Annotated in this window: 33 protein-coding genes and 1 pseudogene; 2 read left to right on the top strand and 32 right to left on the bottom strand. The window is 42.4% G+C overall.

The window, feature by feature from the left end:
- Positions 1-6 precede the first annotated feature (6 nt).
- The 10 genes and pseudogenes from AB5213_RS09665 to AB5213_RS09620 all read right to left on the bottom strand — a co-directional run bounded on the left by AB5213_RS09665 (position 7) and on the right by AB5213_RS09620 (position 4,946).
- Positions 7-213: an alpha/beta-type small acid-soluble spore protein gene (locus AB5213_RS09665; protein ID WP_022220917.1), complete on the bottom strand. Its 207-nt coding sequence runs from the start codon at positions 211-213 to the stop codon at positions 7-9.
- A gap of 228 nt (positions 214-441) precedes the next feature.
- Positions 442-831 (bottom strand): annotated as a pseudogene (locus AB5213_RS09660) (peptidoglycan-binding protein); the annotation flags it as partial.
- 80 nt (positions 832-911) lie between these two features.
- Complete coding sequence (locus tag AB5213_RS09655) at positions 912-2,102, bottom strand: GH25 family lysozyme (protein WP_215634743.1); 1,191 nt, start codon at positions 2,100-2,102, stop codon at positions 912-914.
- A gap of 28 nt (positions 2,103-2,130) precedes the next feature.
- Positions 2,131-2,613 (bottom strand): holin family protein, encoded by a 483-nt coding sequence (locus AB5213_RS09650; protein WP_368276634.1) that lies wholly within the window; start codon positions 2,611-2,613, stop codon positions 2,131-2,133.
- Between the two features lie 7 nt (positions 2,614-2,620).
- Complete coding sequence (locus tag AB5213_RS09645) at positions 2,621-2,782, bottom strand: hypothetical protein (protein WP_172679836.1); 162 nt, start codon at positions 2,780-2,782, stop codon at positions 2,621-2,623.
- Positions 2,782-3,048 (bottom strand): hypothetical protein, encoded by a 267-nt coding sequence (locus tag AB5213_RS09640; protein ID WP_055262293.1) that lies wholly within the window; start codon positions 3,046-3,048, stop codon positions 2,782-2,784. The genes AB5213_RS09645 and AB5213_RS09640 overlap by 1 nt, the downstream gene beginning before the upstream one ends.
- Entirely contained in the window at positions 3,041-3,418 is a 378-nt protein-coding gene (locus AB5213_RS09635; protein ID WP_055262295.1) for a PF13754 domain-containing protein, read from the bottom strand. Before AB5213_RS09635 ends, AB5213_RS09640 begins: the two co-directional genes overlap by 8 nt.
- An 11-nt stretch (positions 3,419-3,429) precedes the next feature.
- Complete coding sequence (locus tag AB5213_RS09630; RefSeq protein WP_288210003.1) at positions 3,430-4,314, bottom strand: Ig-like domain-containing protein; 885 nt, start codon at positions 4,312-4,314, stop codon at positions 3,430-3,432.
- A gap of 13 nt (positions 4,315-4,327) precedes the next feature.
- Entirely contained in the window at positions 4,328-4,468 is a 141-nt protein-coding gene (locus tag AB5213_RS09625) for a hypothetical protein (protein ID WP_215687325.1), read from the bottom strand.
- Between the two features lie 64 nt (positions 4,469-4,532).
- A complete protein-coding gene (locus AB5213_RS09620) occupies positions 4,533-4,946 on the bottom strand; it encodes a hypothetical protein (RefSeq protein WP_211133492.1) in 414 nt (137 codons plus the stop codon).
- A gap of 74 nt (positions 4,947-5,020) precedes the next feature.
- On the opposite strand from AB5213_RS09620, the gene AB5213_RS09615 reads away from it, so the two are divergent.
- Positions 5,021-5,314 carry a hypothetical protein gene (locus AB5213_RS09615; protein WP_270222861.1) on the top strand — a complete coding sequence of 98 codons (294 nt, stop codon included), beginning with the start codon at positions 5,021-5,023 and terminating at the stop codon, positions 5,312-5,314.
- Positions 5,315-5,803: 489 nt separating this feature from the next.
- Here the strand turns inward: AB5213_RS09615 and AB5213_RS09610 are convergent, their stop codons facing one another.
- A complete protein-coding gene (locus AB5213_RS09610; protein ID WP_118199360.1) occupies positions 5,804-6,793 on the bottom strand; it encodes a tyrosine-type recombinase/integrase in 990 nt (329 codons plus the stop codon).
- A gap of 93 nt (positions 6,794-6,886) precedes the next feature.
- Here AB5213_RS09610 and AB5213_RS09605 point away from each other — a divergent pair, with 93 nt between their 5' ends.
- Entirely contained in the window at positions 6,887-7,195 is a 309-nt protein-coding gene (locus AB5213_RS09605; protein ID WP_175305064.1) for a hypothetical protein, read from the top strand.
- Here AB5213_RS09605 and AB5213_RS09600 read toward each other — a convergent pair whose 3' ends face one another.
- The 21 genes from AB5213_RS09600 to AB5213_RS09500 all read right to left on the bottom strand — a co-directional run bounded on the left by AB5213_RS09600 (position 7,196) and on the right by AB5213_RS09500 (position 21,139).
- Entirely contained in the window at positions 7,196-8,038 is an 843-nt protein-coding gene (locus tag AB5213_RS09600; protein ID WP_368276633.1) for a hypothetical protein, read from the bottom strand.
- Positions 8,038-9,042 (bottom strand): hypothetical protein, encoded by a 1,005-nt coding sequence (locus AB5213_RS09595; protein WP_055297003.1) that lies wholly within the window; start codon positions 9,040-9,042, stop codon positions 8,038-8,040. Before AB5213_RS09595 ends, AB5213_RS09600 begins: the two co-directional genes overlap by 1 nt.
- Positions 9,033-9,872 carry a hypothetical protein gene (locus AB5213_RS09590; RefSeq protein WP_055297001.1) on the bottom strand — a complete coding sequence of 280 codons (840 nt, stop codon included), beginning with the start codon at positions 9,870-9,872 and terminating at the stop codon, positions 9,033-9,035. The genes AB5213_RS09595 and AB5213_RS09590 overlap by 10 nt, the downstream gene beginning before the upstream one ends.
- The gene (locus tag AB5213_RS09585) at positions 9,869-11,740 is read right to left on the bottom strand and encodes a hypothetical protein (protein ID WP_055296999.1); all 1,872 of its coding nucleotides are present in this window, start codon (positions 11,738-11,740) and stop codon (positions 9,869-9,871) included. Before AB5213_RS09585 ends, AB5213_RS09590 begins: the two co-directional genes overlap by 4 nt.
- Position 11,741: 1 nt before the next feature.
- Positions 11,742-11,981: a DUF5361 domain-containing protein gene (locus AB5213_RS09580; RefSeq protein ID WP_368276632.1), complete on the bottom strand. Its 240-nt coding sequence runs from the start codon at positions 11,979-11,981 to the stop codon at positions 11,742-11,744.
- A gap of 143 nt (positions 11,982-12,124) precedes the next feature.
- Complete coding sequence (locus AB5213_RS09575) at positions 12,125-12,388, bottom strand: hypothetical protein (RefSeq protein ID WP_242859466.1); 264 nt, start codon at positions 12,386-12,388, stop codon at positions 12,125-12,127.
- Positions 12,388-12,942, bottom strand: a complete 555-nt coding sequence (locus AB5213_RS09570; protein ID WP_055296994.1) for a hypothetical protein — start codon at positions 12,940-12,942, stop codon at positions 12,388-12,390. The genes AB5213_RS09575 and AB5213_RS09570 overlap by 1 nt, the downstream gene beginning before the upstream one ends.
- Before the next feature lie 15 nt (positions 12,943-12,957).
- Positions 12,958-13,293 (bottom strand): hypothetical protein, encoded by a 336-nt coding sequence (locus tag AB5213_RS09565; RefSeq protein ID WP_055296992.1) that lies wholly within the window; start codon positions 13,291-13,293, stop codon positions 12,958-12,960.
- On the bottom strand, positions 13,274-13,498 hold the full coding sequence (locus tag AB5213_RS09560) for a hypothetical protein (protein WP_055296990.1): 225 nt from the start codon (positions 13,496-13,498) through the stop codon (positions 13,274-13,276). Before AB5213_RS09560 ends, AB5213_RS09565 begins: the two co-directional genes overlap by 20 nt.
- Positions 13,491-13,823 (bottom strand): hypothetical protein, encoded by a 333-nt coding sequence (locus tag AB5213_RS09555; RefSeq protein WP_055296988.1) that lies wholly within the window; start codon positions 13,821-13,823, stop codon positions 13,491-13,493. Before AB5213_RS09555 ends, AB5213_RS09560 begins: the two co-directional genes overlap by 8 nt.
- The gene (locus AB5213_RS09550; protein WP_055296986.1) at positions 13,816-14,193 is read right to left on the bottom strand and encodes a Gp19/Gp15/Gp42 family protein; all 378 of its coding nucleotides are present in this window, start codon (positions 14,191-14,193) and stop codon (positions 13,816-13,818) included. The genes AB5213_RS09555 and AB5213_RS09550 overlap by 8 nt, the downstream gene beginning before the upstream one ends.
- A gap of 8 nt (positions 14,194-14,201) precedes the next feature.
- Complete coding sequence (locus AB5213_RS09545; RefSeq protein ID WP_055296984.1) at positions 14,202-14,483, bottom strand: hypothetical protein; 282 nt, start codon at positions 14,481-14,483, stop codon at positions 14,202-14,204.
- A gap of 1 nt (position 14,484) precedes the next feature.
- Positions 14,485-15,381, bottom strand: a complete 897-nt coding sequence (locus AB5213_RS09540; RefSeq protein ID WP_215633844.1) for a phage major capsid protein — start codon at positions 15,379-15,381, stop codon at positions 14,485-14,487.
- Positions 15,382-15,386: 5 nt separating this feature from the next.
- Positions 15,387-15,833 (bottom strand): DUF4355 domain-containing protein, encoded by a 447-nt coding sequence (locus tag AB5213_RS09535; RefSeq protein WP_215633843.1) that lies wholly within the window; start codon positions 15,831-15,833, stop codon positions 15,387-15,389.
- A 116-nt stretch (positions 15,834-15,949) separates the two neighbouring features.
- A complete protein-coding gene (locus AB5213_RS09530) occupies positions 15,950-16,444 on the bottom strand; it encodes a DUF2829 domain-containing protein (RefSeq protein WP_055296978.1) in 495 nt (164 codons plus the stop codon).
- A gap of 64 nt (positions 16,445-16,508) precedes the next feature.
- On the bottom strand, positions 16,509-16,694 hold the full coding sequence (locus AB5213_RS09525; RefSeq protein ID WP_055296976.1) for a hypothetical protein: 186 nt from the start codon (positions 16,692-16,694) through the stop codon (positions 16,509-16,511).
- Complete coding sequence (locus tag AB5213_RS09520; protein ID WP_156330623.1) at positions 16,676-16,834, bottom strand: hypothetical protein; 159 nt, start codon at positions 16,832-16,834, stop codon at positions 16,676-16,678. The genes AB5213_RS09525 and AB5213_RS09520 overlap by 19 nt, the downstream gene beginning before the upstream one ends.
- Positions 16,835-16,839: 5 nt before the next feature.
- Positions 16,840-18,123 carry a hypothetical protein gene (locus AB5213_RS09515; RefSeq protein ID WP_055296974.1) on the bottom strand — a complete coding sequence of 428 codons (1,284 nt, stop codon included), beginning with the start codon at positions 18,121-18,123 and terminating at the stop codon, positions 16,840-16,842.
- Complete coding sequence (locus AB5213_RS09510; RefSeq protein ID WP_082424151.1) at positions 18,068-19,549, bottom strand: phage portal protein; 1,482 nt, start codon at positions 19,547-19,549, stop codon at positions 18,068-18,070. Before AB5213_RS09510 ends, AB5213_RS09515 begins: the two co-directional genes overlap by 56 nt.
- On the bottom strand, positions 19,501-20,934 hold the full coding sequence (locus tag AB5213_RS09505) for a hypothetical protein (protein ID WP_156330622.1): 1,434 nt from the start codon (positions 20,932-20,934) through the stop codon (positions 19,501-19,503). The genes AB5213_RS09510 and AB5213_RS09505 overlap by 49 nt, the downstream gene beginning before the upstream one ends.
- Entirely contained in the window at positions 20,870-21,139 is a 270-nt protein-coding gene (locus AB5213_RS09500) for a hypothetical protein (RefSeq protein WP_055296965.1), read from the bottom strand. The genes AB5213_RS09505 and AB5213_RS09500 overlap by 65 nt, the downstream gene beginning before the upstream one ends.
- Between the last annotated feature and the right edge of the window lie 61 nt (positions 21,140-21,200).

The following is a 21,200-nucleotide window of genomic DNA, read 5'->3' as shown; positions in this document are numbered from 1 at the left end:
CTGTCCCTATCGACCGGACATCTGTTTTTCCTGTTCTTCGATCATTTTCTTGACCATATAACCTCCGACAGATCCGTTCTGTCTTGAAGTTAAGTCTCCGTTGTACCCATCTGATAACGGTACTCCCAGTTCGCTTGCAACCTCGTATTTAAATTTGTCCAGTGCACCTTTTGCTTCTGGCACGGCTGCTCTGTTTGATGAACGACTTGCCATATTCATTTCCTCCTTTTTTGTAACATTTTGTTTTGTGTTACGCTCCTAGTATATGGAGAATAAATTCAGATTACACTGGGAGGTTTTGTTAATTTTAGCATTTTTTATTTTGCAGTAATCTGCACCAGATGAGTATGAAACATTTTAAACTGAAGCATGACACATTTGGCATTCTTTGCATAAAAGCAGACTTTGGGAGAAAACTTAGATCATAATATAAAATCCAAGTCAGGACAATTCTGCAATTCTGGATACACCTACATAAATTTCGGAAATTTTATACCATGTACGGTAATCAACAGTTCCGGTTACCGGAAGCCCGAACACCGACTGGAATTTTCTGACGGACGACGCTGTTGCCGGACCATAAATACCGTCAACTGTGATTTTCGGAATTGCCGGGTATGCACCGGCAATGACATTTAGCTGTTCCTGCATTTGCCGGACTTTTGTACCAGAAGAACCCTGGGAAAGGGTATACCCTGGCCATGAAGACGGAATGCCTGAAATTTCTTCAGCGGTATTGATGTAAATATCATCTCCGTAATAATAGCGGAGGATTTCCGACGGAGAATACCCCTGATCACCAAGTGCTTTAGAACCCCATTGGGTCAACCATTTTGCCACAACCTATAAAGTTATTTCTTCTTATTTTAAGGGAATTATAAGTCCTCATGTTTGGCGCTGTCAACCGTGATTTATTTCACCCGCAGTCTCTGACCAACATAGATCACATTCGGATTGCTGATTCCATTCAACTGCGCAACCTTCTGGTAGGATGTGCCATACTTGGATGCGATACCGGAAAGCGTATCTCCGCTCTGCACGGTGTAATACTGTGCGGATGAAGCACCTGACTTACCGTTCACGATATTCTGAATCGTATTGTAGTCATATCCGGCAGCTGATAGACGATTCTTTCTGTCGTTTCCATTGCCCCATTTACCGACAAGAACTTCCTGTGCGATCTGCTCATTTGATTTTCTGGCAAACGCAGCGTTGATCTTGTTCTGTACTTCCGTATACCGGCTGCCGAGAACAATCTTCCTTGTATCTCCATTTCCATATTTACCGGATTTCGTCTCATTTACAAGCATATCTACTGATGCGGAACTGATGTGATCAATAAATCCCTGTACTTCACTGTACCGCGATCCAAGAGCAGATTTACGTGCATCTCCGTTCCCGTATTTTCCCTGCATGACTCCAACTGCCAGATCAAGTGTAGTGCCAGAAGGTGTATTCCTTTCTGGCTCGTATGGCTGTGTCGGCTTAATGGCGTTTCCTTTTCCGGCGTATTTGTTCCATGCGTCCTTATCTCCGTAGAATTTATCCAGATCGAGATTACCGCCCCATCCATTCAATCTACCACAAGAGCTATACTGCCGGATAACACAAGTATAAGCTCCCTCATTCCACGGCTTATCCTGATAGCCTGTGGCGTTCATGTCTGCGTACTGTGCAATCCAGAGTCCATAGTTTCCGATATTGTTGAATTTATAGGCTACAGACTGCGAACAATACAAAAGAGGTCTTACGCCTGTTTTCTGGTATACATAGTCAAGCCAGCTCTTGCACCATGCAAAATCTGAGCTACCGAATGCCGGGTTGCTCTTCCCCTCCCAGTCAAGGCAGAGAATTGCTTCGCCTACACGTTTTCCGATTCTATCAAGGAAGTAATCTGCTTCTTTCTGGTAATCTCCACCATTCGCATAATGGTAGATACCGAGACACTTTCCGGCGTTCTTAGCCTGTGCGTAAGCTCTTGTGAAATCTGGGTTCACGTAGCCTGTTCCCTCTGTTGCCTTTACGATCACAAAATCGCACGGGACCACACTGAGGTCAATTCCTGCCTGATAACTTGCAATATCAATTCCATTCATTGCCATAATGTTTCTCCTTTCAAAAAGAGGGCGACTATTCGCCCCCTGAATCATTATCTACTTTCACCTGATCTTCCACCTGCGATCGGATGTGTTTCACAAGCGGCTGCATAAATGCCGGGATATTCACTCCCATGTCCTGAATATTTTCTAAAATACTGATAATCTCATTGCAGATCAGCCACATTGCCACGACACATGCCACCAGAAATGTGACTGGTGACTTCCAACCAATTGAAGTTGATGCATATAGAAGCATTTCATCAATAATCGCTCCCACAACTACCAGCAGCCACATAGATACCTTTTTGAAAATTCCTCTGATACTTTTATAGGAATTGATATCCTGTGCTCTGTATTTGCTTGCCATAAGTCCGGTAGCATAATCAATCAGATTACATACCACCAGCAGGATCACCGGCACTGCAAGCACTCCAAGAAGCGCTGACAGGAAAGCAAATACTGCTGTAAAAATTGCTTTGATATAGTTTGCCTGTTCCACTTTCATATTCCTCATTCTTTCTTTATGAATTTACCGGCTTTGCTGCTCCGGTATAAGATATCGGATAATCGTATGGATAGTCATACGGATAATCAACCGTTTCCTGGATCTGTACAGAAATCGTAAATTTTTCCCCGGTCGCAACCGTATTTTTGCTTAATTTCACATCTGTAATTTTAAGCATTAAACCACCTCAACTTCTATCCTTGCTTTCCTGATCGAATCCGCAACCGTATAAGTCACTTCCAATATATGTGTTCCTTTTTCTTTCGGAGCAATCTTGCAGTCAAGATAATGCTCATTGATATCACACTCTCCTTGCACCACGATGTCTGTGTAACGTGCCAGCTCATAAGATGCTGTCAGAATCGTAAATGGCTCATCGTTAGGACTTCGCACCAATAGCTTAACGTGCTTGTCTTCGCCCAGGATAAATCTAATTTTATTCACAACAACACCCCCTTCCGTGTATCGGATAAATTACCTCCACAAAGAGCGGATCTGGCTCTGCGATAACTTGATACTGCTCCGGAACTGCCTCTACAGCATAATCTTCCGGAATAACTGTAACCTTACAGTCTTCCGGAACAATTTCCACCATATAATCAAGTGGAACAAGTCTTACGCATAGAGTAGCCGGATCAACAATCAACAGCATCTTCGTGCAGTATGCAATATTGCCTGCATCATTTTCTGCCGTCAGCTCCACCACATACATTCCATCTAAATCATAAGGGACCGTGGCATTCCACCGGTCCCCTTCATCTCTCTCGAATATTACTTCTTTTCCATCTATCTTACCGCTTACCTTTACTACCATAGGCGCACCGCCTAGTCGGTAATCTCGACTGCAATAATGAATGTCTTTCCGCAGTCTACTGGATTCGGAGTAAGAGTCACTGACTTAATTACCGGAGCTGACGTATCGACAGTAACCTTACGTGTGACTGTAGTAGTCTTTCCGGCTTTGTCTTTAGCTACGATTGTGATGGTGTTTGCACCCTCAGCAAGAGTCACGTCCTTAGTAAATGTTCCGTCTGTTCCGACCGTTACAGTTGCTCCATTTACCGTTACTGTAACTGGCTTAGATGATACGTCATCTGTTTTACCACTTACCGTTACCGTCTTCTTGTTGGTTATAAGGTTATTTGATGGAGCTGTGATCTGCAGTGTCGGAGGCACTGTATCAACTGTAAATGTTGCTGTCTTAGCTGCAGCTGCATTACCATCATTGTCGGATGCCTTGACCGAAATCGTATGCGATCCATCTTTTAACGTCGGTGATGTGCATGTGCACTTATATCCACCGTCAATAGCAGTCTTTGTTACCGTCGATACGACTGTACCATCAACTGTGACTGCGATTGTTCCTGCATTTACTCCGGAGTCTGTATCTTTTACCTGGAATTCGATAGTCGGAGTTGTATTTGTGATATAAGCTCCTGCAGACGGAGACGTGATCGTGATAGTCGGTGCTGTCTTTTCTTTTACACGGAGTTTAAGTGATGCGCCGAGAGTAGCATGACTCTGATCTACCGTGGTAGTATTGCCGGCCTCATCTGTAGCCTTTACTGTTCCGCCAAGAACATGATCCGGCTGATTGTAGCTCGACTTACTTGGAGCTGTAACCGTAGCTTCCCATTTCCCGGAGGTCGAATTATAGGTCAGATTGTATGCCTGACCATTAAATATATATTGAGCTGTTTTTACTGCCATCTACGCTTCACCTCTACTGCTTGTCTTCTGTTACCAGATCTTCTGCTCCGGAATCAATCAGGACCTCTTTTACCTTGTCCTTTAAAAGTCTCGGTACCTGTGGATAAGTTTTCTTTCCTAACATAATCTGCTGTGCCCATAACATTGCCATCATTTCTTTTCCTCCTGAAATTTGTAATAATGTGAATAAAAATAAAATGGTTAATACAATTATCGTTTTACTGATATACCGTTTCGGACATTTCCAAAATGCATCCTTCGAGCATTTCATTTTTCTCCTCCGCTTTTTCGACTCTTGACTGCAGGTTCGTATTTTTCTCTTCTGCTTCTTTAAGTCGTGCCTCCAGAGCTGCTATCCGGCTGTCCGGATCCTCTCCTTCCCGGTACATTAACACACCAAGAATGCCGGCCGTGTACTTCACGATTGCATCGAGCTTTGTGTAGTTTTCATACACAACGGTATCTGCATCCCGTTCGCTCACAGACATTCTCTTAGTTGTTGTCTGATCAGAGAATAAAGTCTTCAGCTGATCCTCGTGTGCTGAAATGGTCTTGATCAGAAGTGCGCCATCCGTCTGCTCAGTGACCTGCTGGATCTGCAGTTCCTGACCATCATTGAATGTGATTTTCATTTTTCTGTTTGCCCCTTTCTTCTTTTTAGAGGGATTCTGAACTAAATAGCAAATTAAAAAATGCAGAGACAACGATGAACAATAATTTAAAAAGTTTATTGTCTGTAAAGCAAGTAACTGTAACAAATAATATAAACGTTGGCGCAGGAAAGGATTTCAATTATTATTTAAAACCGCCTACAGTAAATGGCTACACACCTATTGGAGTAATCGGATATGACCTAGTTGGAGATTGGGATGCATGGGTAAATATCGTGTCCTGTTATTATAACAGTAGTGAGGATCTGCTTTACATAAAAGGACACAATTTCGGAACGGGAACATGTATTGCGTTAGCGAATGTATTTGTTCTGTACAAAAAGAACTAAATTATTTCCATTTTCCGATTATAAGCATATTACATTGTGAATAACACATTCCCTTTTTTACCGAATAAGCTGTAAGTTTATATCCAGTTGTGCTTACTTCATTGACTCCTGTCCAATATAGTTCATTTGTAGTCCCAGGAGATACTATAATCAATGGTGCTTCCTTGAATGTGAATGGAAAATCTACAGCTTTACTAGAAACAAAATATAATCCATACCAACTTATATCAATGTTAGTATTCCATGTGTATTTACACCATACAACAGCATCTCCATTAGAATATTTTATGTAGTTGTATCCGTTCTTTACTCCTCGTTCTACGATAGAAATCAGTTTATTGTTTATGGTTGCAATACTATCGTCCGATTTTGCTAAATTGCTACTTAGTTCAGAATCCCTCCTTTGACTGGTTGATAAAGTTACATATATAAAAGCGCATAACAAAAACACCCGACCAATGCCGAGTGTAAATAAATAAGTTTATTTACTTATGCACTTAAATATTTAAAGTGATGATACCGTACACCTTCCTGATTCACCGTACAGTATCGCATGGTTGTCTCTGACTTTGCGTGTCCCGCAAATATCATAGCCTCCTGCAGAGGCATTCCGCGGTTCAGTGCATTTGTCAGAGCCGTCCTCCGGAATCGATGCGGATGTGCATTTTCTACGCCCGCCTTCTCTCCGATCCGCCGGATGATATCCTCAATTCCTGTTTTCGTCAGCCGGCTATTCGGTTTCTTGCTTCCGACAAATAGCGCCGGATCATTGTCTTTTCTGCTTTCCAGATATTCTTTCAGGTACATGTTGGTTCGTTCATTGATGTACACCGTCCTTTCTTTCGCTCCTTTTCCATATACAATCAGCTCTTTATTCGCATACCGGATGTCTTCCCTGTTAATCTCTGAAAGCTCCGATACTCTGACTGCTGTGCTATATAGGAATTCTAGTAACGCTTTATCCCGAAGACTGCTGCATTTACGCAGCATCCGCTCCCGTTCTTCATCAGTATATGGTTTCCGGATCTTCTTTTCTACTTTTATAGATTCCACCAGCACCATCGGATTTCTCCGAATCCGGTCACGATCTCGCAGCCATCCGAAGAAGCTGCTATACACTGCCCGGACATTCTTTAGTGTCTGGTTTGCTACCTTGCGGATCATTTTATAAGCCCGCATGAATCCAGAAATATCTCCAGAATCTATGTTCTTCACTGGCTTATTGATATAGGTCAGTAACCGAACCAGTTCATACCGATATTGCTTCACTGTCTTTGATGCTTTTCCTTCCAGTGCTTTACTCATCAGAAACTCTTCCAGATCCACTTCCCAGCTCCTGTCTACAACCTGCAGGTCCGTTTCCTGGATTACTCTGCATCCGGTAAATGTCATCTGCAGCACTTCTTTCAGCTCACGTAATTGCATTTCATCTAAAACCGGTTGCATTCTTCGCAATACATCCATTATTTTCGCTTCCATACATTGCTCCTTTTTTGCTTTCAGTATATCAACTGGCGTACTGAATTAAGTAGCAATTTGAAAACGGCAACTGCTGATTCTGGTTGGAAATATATGACTAATGCAAATAATCTTTCAGAAAAGCTAAAATTCCGCAAAATAGGTCATGTGGTATTTGTTTCTGGATCGATAAGATTTTTAGATGGTGGGAAATTTGCAAACGATCAGGCTCTCGGCAGTGTCCCGTCAGGAATGACACCAAATGGTTATGGCGATTTTGAGTGCCTTATTCCAATAGCTATGCATAATGGTGGACCTGCTGGAACACAAGCACGTATATACATAAAAAATGGTGGAGTATATATCGTCGGTACAGATAGTGCCTCATTCGTAATGATTGCAACAACGGCTTATTTTAGCTAATTAGCTAACTGGTATAAAAATAGCTCTTGTCACAAAAAGAGTCCATGTGCCTCCATTTTTGTACGAAGTAATATGAAGCTTATCGCCTTTGCTACATTTTCCTGTAAAAGTAGAAACTAATTTGTAATAGTTTCCGTTATTTCCCATATTTACATTGTTTAATGCGCAAGCGATTTCCTGTTTATAGCTTTCACTGCTGATATTGGAGGAAACTATAACGATGAAAGCATATGTAACGCCAGCTTTCAAAAAGCTATTGGTATCCAAATTTGCTGTTCCTTGCGCCGTTGAATCAATAAATATTGGTTTCCTGTTCTCTAAAACAGTGTTAGTTTTGGTTAAATTGCTACTTAATTCAGCAATGGATCCCTGCACACTAAACAACTTCTTAACTTCCGTGATATTAAGTCCATTGAGAATGACCTGGTAAAGTGGCATGTCTGCTACAAGATCTCCTGACTGTATATCTCCTGTTGTATAACCTGGTACAGTCGGACTGTTTTCGCTTGGTGTTCCCTGGATTACTTTCAAGGTAAGTGATTCTTCATTTGTACTTGGATCTCTACTGTATCTGGCAACGATAAGGTCTACCCTTTTCATTCCCTGTGATCCATTTGTAATGGTGAGAGAATCGTATGTGTTCTTTTTAATCGATGCAGCACACCCTTGATGCATGATCACACCATCTCTTACTTTAATCTCATTGTTTGACGATACTTCCGCAGTCAACTGTGATCCTGTTTGCAGCACATAAGATTCATTTCCAAAAATTCCAATATTGATATCTCTGTCCTGTTCTGCAGTAACATGTGGACTTCCGGTATATCCTGTAATTATATCCATTAAGACTCTCCTTCCAATTTATACTCTACTTTTTCTTTGCCAGCTGAAATCGTCCATATCTTCCTTCCGATCGGCTTCTTCATGCTGGCACCGGTTAGATAATCTCGGCCACCAACGATGTCTCCAATATCCATACTTCCTTCTATTTTCTCCATCGTCATGTCATATTCCGTCTTATTCTTGGAATTTGTAAGTTTCGCAATTCCATTTTTGAGTAGGTCATCGTATTCTGATCCGGAGCTATCGTAAGTTTCTTCGATTTCATCAATTCCTCGATAGTACTGCGTTTGTCCTACGTTTCCCTTTTCGTCGACATACAAATGGATAACCAGGCGGTCTTTTAACTCTCCTTTTCCAAGGCATACTAAGTGATTCACGCCTCTTTTATTGTCATCCATCGTAAAATTCATGTTCTGATCGTTTGAAAATTCGTATTCCGATGAATAATCTACGATAGGAACAGCCCTTACTCGAACATAGCCCATTTCGTATTTATCGCCTTGAATATACTTGATTTCCAAGCGGTAACCTACGGATTGCAGCATCTTCCTTAAACCTTCATGTAGCGTACAATATCGATCAAACTGATAGTTCGTCAACTGAATGCCTGTATCTTCAACGACTCCGTAGAAAAAGCCCGGAAATGCTTCTTCTACTTTTCCTTTGATGATTTCATTTATTTCTCCGGATGCTATCGCATAATCCTGTCCCTCTTCCGGCTTGATTATTTTTTTCGTCATCATTCCGCGCCAGGTATATCCCTTTACGGTGATACTATTCGCTTTTGTGCTTGTAGTTACCTCCCGAACTATTCCGCCATACTCTGTGTCCGGAACATACACCTGACTTCCGAACTCAACCGTACCATTCCAACCGGATCTCTTAAATTCGATCTCAAAATCATTGATTGAGCTTTTCTCATCTTCTCCGATTTCCATGTCTACATTTGCATTTAAGATATATCCGAGCTCTTTGCCTATCGGATCCGTATAGATCAGTTCCATTCCGGCACGCTCCTTTCTTTGTATACCTTAATATCAAAGCCGAATTCACCACTCCAGTTAAGAGTCAGTACGCCAGACGGAATCAGTGCAAATACGCTTTTGTCTTTCGCTCTTTTTGCGAAAATATTTTGCACAGTTCCATTTCTCAGATGCTTTGTGATCGTCTTCTCTCTGCTGGCGATTAATATATATTCACCTGCTTCTAACGTCTCATAAATCTGATAAGGATAACCGTTTATCAGTATTCTTGGATCAGCGCATGGACCATATATTACCATTTCAAAGTTATTATCTCGGAAATGATCGATAATCCAGTTCTGCGTTCCGGCACTCTTTCTTGAATAATCATAATTATACGTTATCGGATAGTCTAAGAATGTATATGGCTTTCCTTTATTTGCAGAATCAGGATAAAAGCTTTCCTGTTGCTCCATCGACCAGAATGGATACGGGCAGTATATTTCTATCTTGCAATCTGTACGACTATTATTTTCACCCGATACTTCATTGCTTGATTTTTTTACATATCCATCAATGTAGTATTCGCCATAGTAAATTCTTCCTGGAGTCAGATTGACCACATCGTACTCAAAAGCATTCGTAAGCTTATTAAGGATCCGCTTTCTTTCTTTTTCTTTGCCTCTCACGGTAAGAGTAATATCATACATCACCGGTTCTTTTGCAAAAGCATTCACCGTTACACCCATTTCTCTTTCTGTTGTATTAGGTGTCCACTCATAAGCATGGAAATATCCGGAAGTTGCTCTCATTTTGTCTCCGATCAGATTGTATTTTTCTCCATTGGAGCATACATATTTAATCTCGATCATTCAAACACAACCCCCATTTCTCTCAAAGCTCTTGCTACTTCTCTGTCATTTAAATTTATAACTATACTGCCGTCTCCACGTCTGGATGTTGTTTTTAAATATTCCAGTAATGCTTCCAGCTTCTCTGCAATCGTGCTGTTCTGACTTTCAGTGCTGCTTTTGCCAGAAATTGCAAGGTCCATACTTGTTCCAATTGGTTTTTTTACAGACTTCTGAAGCTCTGCTGCCGCATTGGATACTAATGTTGTCTTGCCAATCAATCCATTCGCAATTCCGGTATCGATCATCTCTCCAACATAAGCTCCCCAACGTGACGGTGAGTGAATTCCGAAGAATGCCAGAACATTTTCTTTAAATCCACCAAGAACACCTTTTACAGCATCCCATAGCATATGTGCCGCCGAACGAAGTCCGGATGCGATACCGCTTATGATATTGATTCCAATTCTTCCCCAGTTCTGGCTCGTAAAAGCATTCACAATTGCGCTGATAATTGCCGGTATCTGTCCAACCAAATTCGGAATGGCACGTATCAAACCTGCTGCCAGCTTAGCGATAATTGTAATACCACTCTGGAGAATCTGCGGAAGATTCTGACCAATTGACGCTACAAAACGCACGATTGCAGTCACTGCTGCCTGGGTGATCTGTGGCAAATTGTTTATGATTCCATTTACTAACCTTAAAAGCAGTCTTGCACCTGCGCTTAAAACAGTTGGAAGCATAGAAATAATCGTGTTGACAAAATACGTGATCACATTTCCTGCCATCGTTATTACTTGCGGTAAATTTTGCAAAATTCCGTTGACGATGTTGCTTATAAAATCTACACCCTTCTGCAATAAAGTCGGAAGCTGCTCCTGAATTCCGATATTAAACTGATCCATAAGCTGCATTGCGCTCTGATAAAGAGTCGGTATTCCTGTTGTGATTCCGCTTGCAATTTGTGGAATCAGTCCAGACACTGCAGCAAACAGTTGTGGACCAAGTGCCGTTACAAATGTAACGATTGCTGATGGAAGTGCAGATATAACATTCCATACTGCCGGAAGCAGATTTCCAGCTGCAAAGGTTATGATCGTATTCGCCAGTTCATTAAGTGCCGGTCCTACATCCATTCCCAGAGCAATTTCTCCCATTACATTTTTAGCCGCTGCTTTCATCTGGTTGAACGATCCAGATATAGTCGTTGCCGCTTCTTTTGCTGTCGTTCCGGTAATATCCAACTGTCCCTGGATCACGTGAATTGCGCTGTAGACATCTGATAGATTGTCAATATTGTATTCCACGCCACTGATTTTCTGTGCATCTGCCAAGAGACGCTCCATCTCCGACTTCGTACCACCATATCCAAGCTTCAGGTTGTCCAGCATTGTATAGTTCTGTTTGGCGAATCCCTGATATGCATTTTTGATGTCTTCCATATTGGTTCCCATCTTATTTGCATTATCAGACATGTCTACCATTGCCATATCTGCCACATCTGCAGCTTTGGAGGTGTCGCCAGCAAGGGAACTAAGAAGGCTCGCAGAAAAGCTTGTGGTGAGTTCCATGTAGTCATTTGCACTCATTCCTGCTGTTTGGTAAGCTTTTGCCGCATTTGCTTTCACTTTATCGGCAGAATCTTTAAATAATGTTTCAATTCCACCAAGGCTCTGTTCCAGCGCCGCGCCTTCACTGATGCTTGCTGACAGAGCTTTCCCGATTGCTGCTGTGGCAATAACCTTTTTGATCATGCCAACCATTTTCCCGCCAAAAGAACTTCCAGCAGAATCTGCTTCCGGCTCTATTTCTTTTTGAATTCTTCCCTGAATTCCTACCGCTGATGGTATGATCTGCACATACGCTTTTGCAAGTTCTGTAGCCATCTTATCCCTCCTTTCCCGTCAATCTTGCCCATTCTCTGTCGAAATCTTCTCCGGAATCAAACGTCTGAATTTCTTTGGATTTTTCCGTTCCATCACCTATGGTCATTCCAAGTAATGACTTCGGACGGTTTATCCCAGTCGCTCCATCCTCGGATTGTAACCAGGCGGTCATACGTGTTCCATCTGCAATTGCTGCCATAAGAATTTGTTCCGGTATAGGATCTATCCCTACCATTTTCATTTTGATTCTTGAATTTTCCCTCAACCCACAAGAAAAAGTCGCTACCATTCTGCACGGTAACGACTTATAGTCATAAATATGATATGTTTCTGCAAGATCACACAAAAGTGCGTCCTTATCTAAATTAAGCATGTAGGCGAGGGCTAAGAGTTTTTTCCTTCTTTTATATTTCCGAAAATTTCTCCAATTTCATTCATCATTTCCGACGCCGGTACCCTTCCGTTCTCCATTCGTAAATGTTCTTTCAAACGTTCTTTCTGTTCTGTTCCAAGAAGACGGTTTAATACGCTGATTGTTTTTGTCATGTCTCCTTCATCCATTTCACATAGATCTTCCAGAAGTTCATAATCATCCAACGCCGCTTCATCTAACTCATACTCAAAACCACTGCTTGTTTTTCCCTTCATTATTTCTTATTCCTCTTAATATATTCGTAATGTGTCTGTCCGTCCGCATCCGGTACTGCCGATAACGTTGTCTCGTATCCAATCGCATCATCGTCCTTATATACAATGTCTCCGACTTCCGTAATGCTTGCACACGGAATAACGATACGCTTCACTGCGTCTTTCAGAATCATATCCACAGCCCACGCATTCTGTTCCGCTTCATCTGCATTTACTTTTACCGTAATCCCTTCCTCAAGTGTTCCGGTAACATTATCATCTCCGTAAACACTCTTCAGGACCTCTACATTCAAGGCTTCGATCATCGTAAACTTAAAATTATCTTTCTTACTGGTCTGCATATTCAATACAGTGTCGCCGCCCCAAGCATTTTTGTTGTCAGTTTCCGGACTATTAGAATTAGTGAGTCCATCCTCCGAGCAATATCCAAGTGACTTAAATGCTGCATCTAATGCTGTGGTTGCATCTGTTGGCAATGTTGTTCCGAGCGGTGCTCTAAAAATCGCGCCACCTACTTTCGGCTTACCTGTACTTACATTTTTAGCATCTGACATTTTTATCCTCCTTCATCAGAAATGAACCATATCATATACAGCCTGATACCGATATTTCTTCCTTGTTGTATCCGTATAGTTGTAGTCGCTGTTAAGCTGGCACTTACTGATATCATCCATTTCAACAATTTTTTCCATTGCTTCTTTCACTCTTTCATTGAGTGATGCCGCCCCATAAAGGGATCCTGAATAAGACTGGATAGCAAGAGTTGCTGATGCAATATGATTTTCTTTGCCAGATCCAGTCTTTTCAATCAGTACATATTCCTCCGGAAGTCCCGGTTCTTCTTCCATCCTTACCGGAATATCAAGCTTGTCTTCCAGATATTCTCTAACTTTTTCCTCGATCATTTTTTCTACCCATTGCTTTCAGCAAGCTATTGTTTCCGTCGTCTCCATTTATTTTTACAACCGCTCTTGTTTGCGCAACATACGACTCTTTCTCTGCATCTGATGATATTTGATTTGCCTGTTCCAGTAAAATTGCCTGCATCTCTGCAGATTTCATCAACTCTCTTACACCGGATCGATTTAACTCAACTTTCGTTTTAACCATAACGCTCCACCATCCATCTCTGATTCCATCTTCCTGGAATATTTTCTTCAATTCCTTGCTGTGGGAATCCAATTACCCGCCATGATGTGCCAAAAAAATCCACTCTGCAGTCTTGCCAGTCGTGCGTATCTCCTTTTGGAATTGCGATATTGTAGACTGCTTTTTTTCCAGTAATATTAAGCATATCCAGCACTTCTGTTGTCGATGCCGGAGCAACCAACACGTCTTCCACGGTCACAGGTGTCTCTGTATATATCGGATGTCCGAATGTATCTGTCCCACTTGCGGTCCGTTCGTAGAGCTTCACCGGTATTCCTTTAATCATTAGCCTCTTCCTCCTGCATCAAATCCGAATATGGATTAAAATAGCCAATTCGATTCCCGACACCAAGGATTTTCTTATCCAATTTAGTCAGATACAATTCGCCGCTTCCATTTGCATTTGTCCAGGTCTGCGAATATACCATTGCTGTCGTAGTTGTCTGTGTCGTTCCAATAGGTACACCTTCCTCTCTGCTTCCGAGTGTCCGGATAACCATATTACATGACACTAATTTCTTTGCCTCGTCTGTAGCATTGCGGTTATATGCATCAATGATAATCGCGGCATCCTCCAAGAGTGCCGTTACATAATCTGTATCCGAAATATCTGTTCCTTTTCGTTTCCAAATATCCTCGATTGATGCGTATATCATTGTATCACCTACTTTTTCGCTGTTTGTGTTCTCTTTCTGGTGTTCTTAGCTGATGCCTCTTTCTTTGCTTCGACTGGTTCTTCTATATCTGGAATCTCTGAGTCTTCTGTCGGTTCTTTGAGTTCTTCCACAGGTTCTTCTGTATTTTTAGCTTCTGTAACTCCTGTTTCTGTTTCGCTATCCTCGATCAAATCCTCGGTTTTTTCTTCAATAATCGGCTTAAACATTGTGGAGTCTAACACATCGTCAGACTCCACTACTATTCCAGTTTGTTTGTATAAATATTTCATATTACTCTTCCGCCTTCACGATCTTTGTAAATGCTGCCTGATCCATGATTCCAATTCCGTATACAATTTCTGCACGGATTGCAATCTGGTTCTGTCTCTGCAGGTCTCCAAGCCCATCCGGATCACCGTATTCGATCAAGTGAGCGCCAATTGATCTCTGCACTCCCCATCTGAACGCATCAAACTGTCCTACGATTCCAAGTAACTTCGTATCCGGTGTGATTTCATTTTTTGCAGAAACTGTATCAGATACTGCCACAGTCATTCCGGCAAAATTTGTCAGATTCTGTCCGAATCCAATTTCCGGATAAATCTTTCTTCCATTCGCATCCCTCATAGTGGAAAGGCCAAAGGAAAGTGTTGGATCCATTGCAATACCACTCGGTACATAACCAGATGAGATGATCATTCCTGCTGCCGCCTCGATTGCTTCATCATACTTTGTGCCTGCAAGCTGCACACTCTGTTTCGTGTCAACCAGCCCTTCTTTTACAAGGCTTGATACCGTTCCTGTAAGCGGATTGATTTTGTGAATTCCAACAAGATCCAATGCTCTTCCTAGTGCGATTGACGCATTTGATGCCAGATCCTGCAGTACGCCGATCTGTACATCTTCGTCTGCCCACTGTACTTCCTGCGAAAATCTCATGGTAACCTGCAGTTTGAACGGATTTACTGTTTTAGAAGCATATGCAGTTGGGGTTGGCGATTTCTGCCCTGCCTCTCCTACGAGTTCTGCTTTCGGTGGCGATGTAAGTACCCACACCTGCTGCTTTCCAAATTTCTGCGGTCTTGCTCCGGATAACTGCGCCAGAGTAGATCCTTTCTGTGCTTTTTCAAAAATCCCCTGCGAAATCTCTGCCGGAATTTCAAAATCTGAACTAATAAGTGCTGCCATATTCTTTATTCTCCTTTACCAAAAATCTGATGTGCAAATTCCCTCATTGCATCATCCGTTGAGTTGTATTCTGTTGTCTTTTTTCTGTTCCCCTTAGTCCCCGGATAACTCTTCGGCTTCGCAAATTTCATAATCGCTTCTGCCTGTTTTTTACAGGTTTCCTCATCTTCCCCTGTCAGTAATTCTACCGGTACACCAGTGTCTTTTGCTGCTTTTTCTCTTACCTGTCTTACAGTGTCTTTCTTTTCAAGTGCGCTTAATCTTGCCTGAAGCGCATCGGACTTTTCTTTTTCCTTCTGAAGTTCCGTTTTATTCTGCGCCTGGTACTCATCGTACTTACTTGCCTTTTCTTTCAGGTCATCATAATCTGCATATTTCTGTCTTTCTCTCGCAAGGCGTCCCTCTATGATTGAATCCATTTCTGCCTGAGTAAATGTTTTGTCATCTGCCATCTTGTTTCCCTCCTGATTTGAGTGTTTTTAGTTGCCACGTTTAAGGCACGTGTTGCCATAAAAATAAGACGCGTAACCCTGCGCCTTAAAGGGAGATATCTGGATCACCGCCTTTCCTATTCTGCAAATTTCCAATCCTCTGACAGCATATCAGCCTGGGACGCTAACCATCCCATCTGAACACCAGATGTTCCGCAGAATGCAATAGCCATGTTTCCGATGACATCATGCTCACAATTTACAATATCCCCATCTTCTGTTTTATATGAAATTCCGGTTGCAAGCTGGATGTACTGTCCCTTTCCATTCCAGCCTTTACGTGCCACTTTCATTCCACGTTTCAGATATTTAATTGCTTCTCCAAATGAAAACAGAGCTTCTCCGCCCAGTTCCGGACAATTTTCTCCGTCTGCCAGTACCCATTCATCAGAACAGATATTTCCAAATGTATAATCTGGAATCTTTGTCTCTCTGATATCCAACTCTTCGCCATCTTTTGTGTGCATGATAATAGTCTGTTTCTCTTTTGACCAAAACCAATAACCGCCCCAAGATGGAATTTTCACTTTGCTACCCTGCTTCATTCTTTTAAATGCCTCGTCAAATCTCATGTTCTTTCTTCCTTTCTTAAAAATGAGTATAAAAATACCACCAACCGTTTCCGATCAGTGGCTTTTAATACCATATTACCGTTTTTTCTTTTGGTGGATTATCCATCTTTGCAATCCTTTTCAATTCTCGCCTCACGTGTGGTGCTGCAAACATGCTTGTATTTTCATGCTCTACAATCTCTCCATCCGGAATTCGTATTTTCATAAAACCTGCCGGTTCTTTTCCCTCTGTTACTGTTCTTGCTCCCAAGCCCAGGCTTTTACTTTTTCAAACGCTTCACTAACCTCTTCCGGCACGTTTTCAATTTTCCCATCATGAATATGATTGACATACGGTTCGTATACTTTCATTAACTTTTCTATCTCATCCGGATACTTTATGAGTTTCATTCTCTCTATCTCCTGTTATAAATCAACATATATTCTGCTTCCGTTTCATCATATCGTCCTAATTGATATTGTTGATATGCATAATCGCTTATTTCACTTACATTATCCTGCGTAATTCCTAATGCGTCAAGATTTTTCTTTGCCTTTTTGCACAGTTCTTTCAGATATTCACTACGGTTTTCTTTGGTAATCTCCCAACCCACTTTTCGGAATTCTTCTGCCTGTTTCATATGCCACATTTCATGCCTTTCAACAGCATCTTTTCCACCAGCTAATTTCTGTATTTCCTGCTTTGCTATTGACTGACTATAATATACTGTATTTGTACACGGATCATACAAACCAAGGGCATTTTTCAGTTCATCATCTGCCAGAATCACAATTGTTGGCTTCCGTTCGCTTGGAACACCATATTCTTTCAAGGCCTTTTCTGTGTTCTGATTAATTGCATTCAATGCTTTTGGCTTTATCTGTGCTTGATCTGATATATACATAGATGTATCATAGCTTTCCACTTTTCTAACCGAAACCGCCACTTCTTTGCCACCTCTGGTCAATGAAATTTCTTCTGCTTTTCCTCTTTTAACCTTTCGGTAAGCCTGTTCTGCATACAGTTCTCTCTTCCTCGCATTAATAGCCTCTTTATTCTCTTTGTATCTCATCCGGCGCATGGCATTGATGTCACCGCCTGCTTCCTGATACTCCTCCAGATGCTTATCCGGATCATATCCTGCAACCGTGCTTTTTCCATCAAACCGGACTGCATATTCGCAATCGCAATGCGCATGAATGTGTTCCGCGTGACCATTTCTAAGAGCTTTCTTTGACATATTCTGCCATCCTCTTGACGCAAGCGTAATGCAGAAAGCGCAGGTATCTCCGTGTGGTACCCAGGCAAACTGCGCCCCGTCACGCTCTGCATTTTTCAGTGTCGTATCTGCACCTACCTGTTTTACAAGCCTTGCAAGCGTTCCAGGAATATTGTTCGGAGACTGCTTTTTTGTTCCTTTTACTGCTTTCGCCACTTCCCCATAGTCCGGGAGATCTGCTACTTCTGCCGTAGGGACTATTACTCCCTGTGCCGCCGCTGTCGCTTCATACATCTGACACGATAATGCACCGATAGCCTGTCCATAGTGTTGTGACAATGCATAGGCGTAGTCCAAAAGTGCTTTATCATTTTCCAGTCCATTCTTTTGAACCCAGGACTGCATCAGATCCGCTGCTTTCTGGCTAATCTGTGACATCTTCGTTATGTATTCCACCCACGCCTTCTCCGTTATCTGCATTTCCAAATTCCTCCGTCAAGATAGCATCTCCTTTTGCTCTCTGTTCCTGCGCTCTGATTCGCCGGATATCCGCCTGATCAAAACCAATCATTTCAAGGAAAATATCTGTCTGTGCAAATCCTTGTCGCGCTGTCGCAATTTTGAGTGCTGCATCTGTAGTAGATGCCACGCTTGGCATTGCCGGATTCTTAAAATGTGCAATCAGCTCATGTGTTTCTTCCGGAAGCTCATCCGGAATCGTTCCAAGTTCAATTGCAAGTGCCATCCGTCCAATCCGATACAATGCATCACCATTTGATTTATTCAACTGTTCTGCCATAAGGATCAAGGTCTGTGACTGTGCAATAATTGCTTCACTGGAAGTCGGATTTGCATCATTTATCACACCAACATCCGTAACCGCCAATCCCGTTGCCGCTGAATACTGTGTAGCAAGCATCCGGAGCATCTGAACATGTGGTTCAATATTTCCCTGCGAAAGTTGCCCGAAATTCGGCTTTTCCCCAGTCTCCGGATTGTTTGTACTGTAGAGAATACTTCCAACATACTGTTTGAATTTATTATCAATCAGCATATCATATTGTTCATCTGACACCCCGAGCAGATACTTCTGTGGAGAAGTTGCAAATTCCAGTCCAATCGTTGCATTTGCGACTGTTCTTACATATCCCTGGATTAGCCTGCGGATCGGCTCTTTTAGCCTTGACTGACCAAATGGTTTATCGTTTGTTGCGTCCCAGATCAGAGCCACCATAAGGGGTTCTCCGAAATCATGGGGATTCTGCGTAGCATACCATGTACCTCCAATCCGATCCAGTTCCCAGATGTCTGTGTCTGTATAGAAATTTACGTGTTCCGGAGACCATGTAACATCCGACTCGTCTCTTCGCGCATCTTCAAAGGCAAATCCATATCGGATGCGTCCTTCGTGTGCATTCCACGAAGCTGTGGCGCAATGCGGTGAGTAAAAACGTACTCTTGCATCATCTTCCTGTCCAGATACTGCCGCAAATGCACATCCATATTTCAACTCTTCTTTAACCGCTTTATTGTATTCTGCAATCAGATGGTTCCTTTTCATGATCTGATCCATATCTTCTGATTTTGTTCCATTTTCCGTAACAAAGCCATCAAACATTGATCTACCGGCAAGCACGTCTACCGTTTTTGCACCCCAGGCGCATCCGATTTCGAGTCTTCCAAGACCCGAAGGTAGTGCAATTCCCAAATTTACCTCATTCAACGTGATTTTCCCGTTGTAATATCGACGTTTTTTTCGATTTGTACTTCGGTGATAGTCGTATATATATTTCAATTCTTTCAGCCACTCTTGTTCTTCCGGTGGTAATCCTTCTACTCTTCCAAAATTTAACTCCATTATCCTATCCTCATCTTTCTGTTCGGATTTCGTTTCGATGTTCTGCATCCCCAGAGTGCAAGTGCTGCTGCTTCAATCGGAATCGAGTTTTCTCCACCAAATCCCCAGCCACCGGAAATCGGTCTTTTTACAGACGTAATTGCTGACTCATTCAGTATTTCTTGGTATTTATACCATGTTACAGTCTGTTCATTGATTTCCTGTGATAGCTGACTCGCCGCTGCTATCACTTCTTTTGCTGCCGGCCGAACAATTGACTGCTTATATTTCCACACCGGTGTTATCTTCTCTATCAGGAAGTCAACTCCATTTCTTCCATCGATCACCACACAGCTTGCCATCTTGTATCTCTGATTCAGCCAGTCCGCAAGCCACTGGATTCCTCTGTCCGTTGTTTTAAGCTCGATCAGTGAAATTCTCGCTTCCCCTACCTCTGGACAGACAGCTCCGCATAATGCTACCATCGAACCGTCAAGTGAAAACTTTACACCGTAAGCAGTTTTCCCTTCCGGTTTTTCTTTTTCCGAAGCACATTCTTTCCATTTCTTCTTATCAATTGCATAGTCCTGATCATTGTTGATTGGCGACCACCAGCCGAGACGCTCTCTTGCAAACGTGTCCGCATCCATCTGTTCGCACTCTGCAGCTATGGTTGTTTCTGTCATTCTTCGCCCCAGTGCCGGATTGCAATCCGCCCATCTCTGACGATCAGTAACATCTCCAATCTCTTTCACAGAATATTCTGTCCAGGCTGTGGATTTGCTCTCACCTTCCGTTGCCCGTTTTCTTATCTTCCGGAATACTGTGCCGGTACAATTTTCATCCGGTGGTGTTCCAAGATAAATCGTTTGTGGATTCCTTGACGCTGATATTGCCGGCAAAAAAGATGCCTGCTGCTCGCTTGTCAATTCCTGTGCTTCATCAAACACAAGACAGTCGCCATGCAGTCCTCGACCACCATTCCTTGTTCTGGCAACAAATACTACTCTTCCACCATTTTTTAGAATAATCTGTTCTCTTCCGAGTGCCGCCTTAATTTCTTTTACATACTTACGGAGTCCTCTGCTTTCAAACAAGCCGCGCAATTCCATAAAGGTTTCTGTTGCAGTTTTCTGCAGATGAGCTGTGTATATAACCCATTCTGCATACAGAATCATTCCGGATGCAATCCGTCCGGAAGTATCCAGTGTTTTCCCGTTCTGTCTTGGAACAGATAAGCCACATGTCGGCGCTGACCAAACATCATCCTCTGTACGCCCCATCCAATCATTCAGCACTTCACTCTGCCACGGATCCACAATCAATTTCCCGACCGCAAGCACTTTTACCGCATCGGGGCCATCCGTATAAGCGTAATCCGGAACAATTCTATCGGACGGTGTCTGGCTTCCCATCAGCTTTTCGTGCCGACAGGATTTCTCCGATTTCATCATCGTCTTTCTCCATTCCTTTTATTTCTTCAATTTCTTTGATTGTTTCTCTGTATTGCCTGGAGAGCTGTGGCATTGTCTTTGGACCATCAACAGCATCTTTCGCGCATATATCAATCTGTTTTGCGAGAATCAGTGCTAAATTTTCCAAGCGTTCCAAGCGGCTTCCCTCGCTTGTTACAGTTGCCATTTTCTTAGCTCTTCCCATCTAAATTCACCTTTCAAAAATTTTCCTGTGTGTAAATCGGCGCTGGACAGCGGTGGTCGCC

The organism is Coprococcus sp. RTP21204st1_G4_RTP21204_210225, assembly GCF_040915385.1.
Lineage (GTDB): Bacteria > Bacillota > Clostridia > Lachnospirales > Lachnospiraceae > Allocoprococcus > Allocoprococcus comes.
The sequence above is the reverse complement of the archived record's forward strand: the minus strand, read 5'-3'. Positions and strand labels throughout refer to the sequence as shown.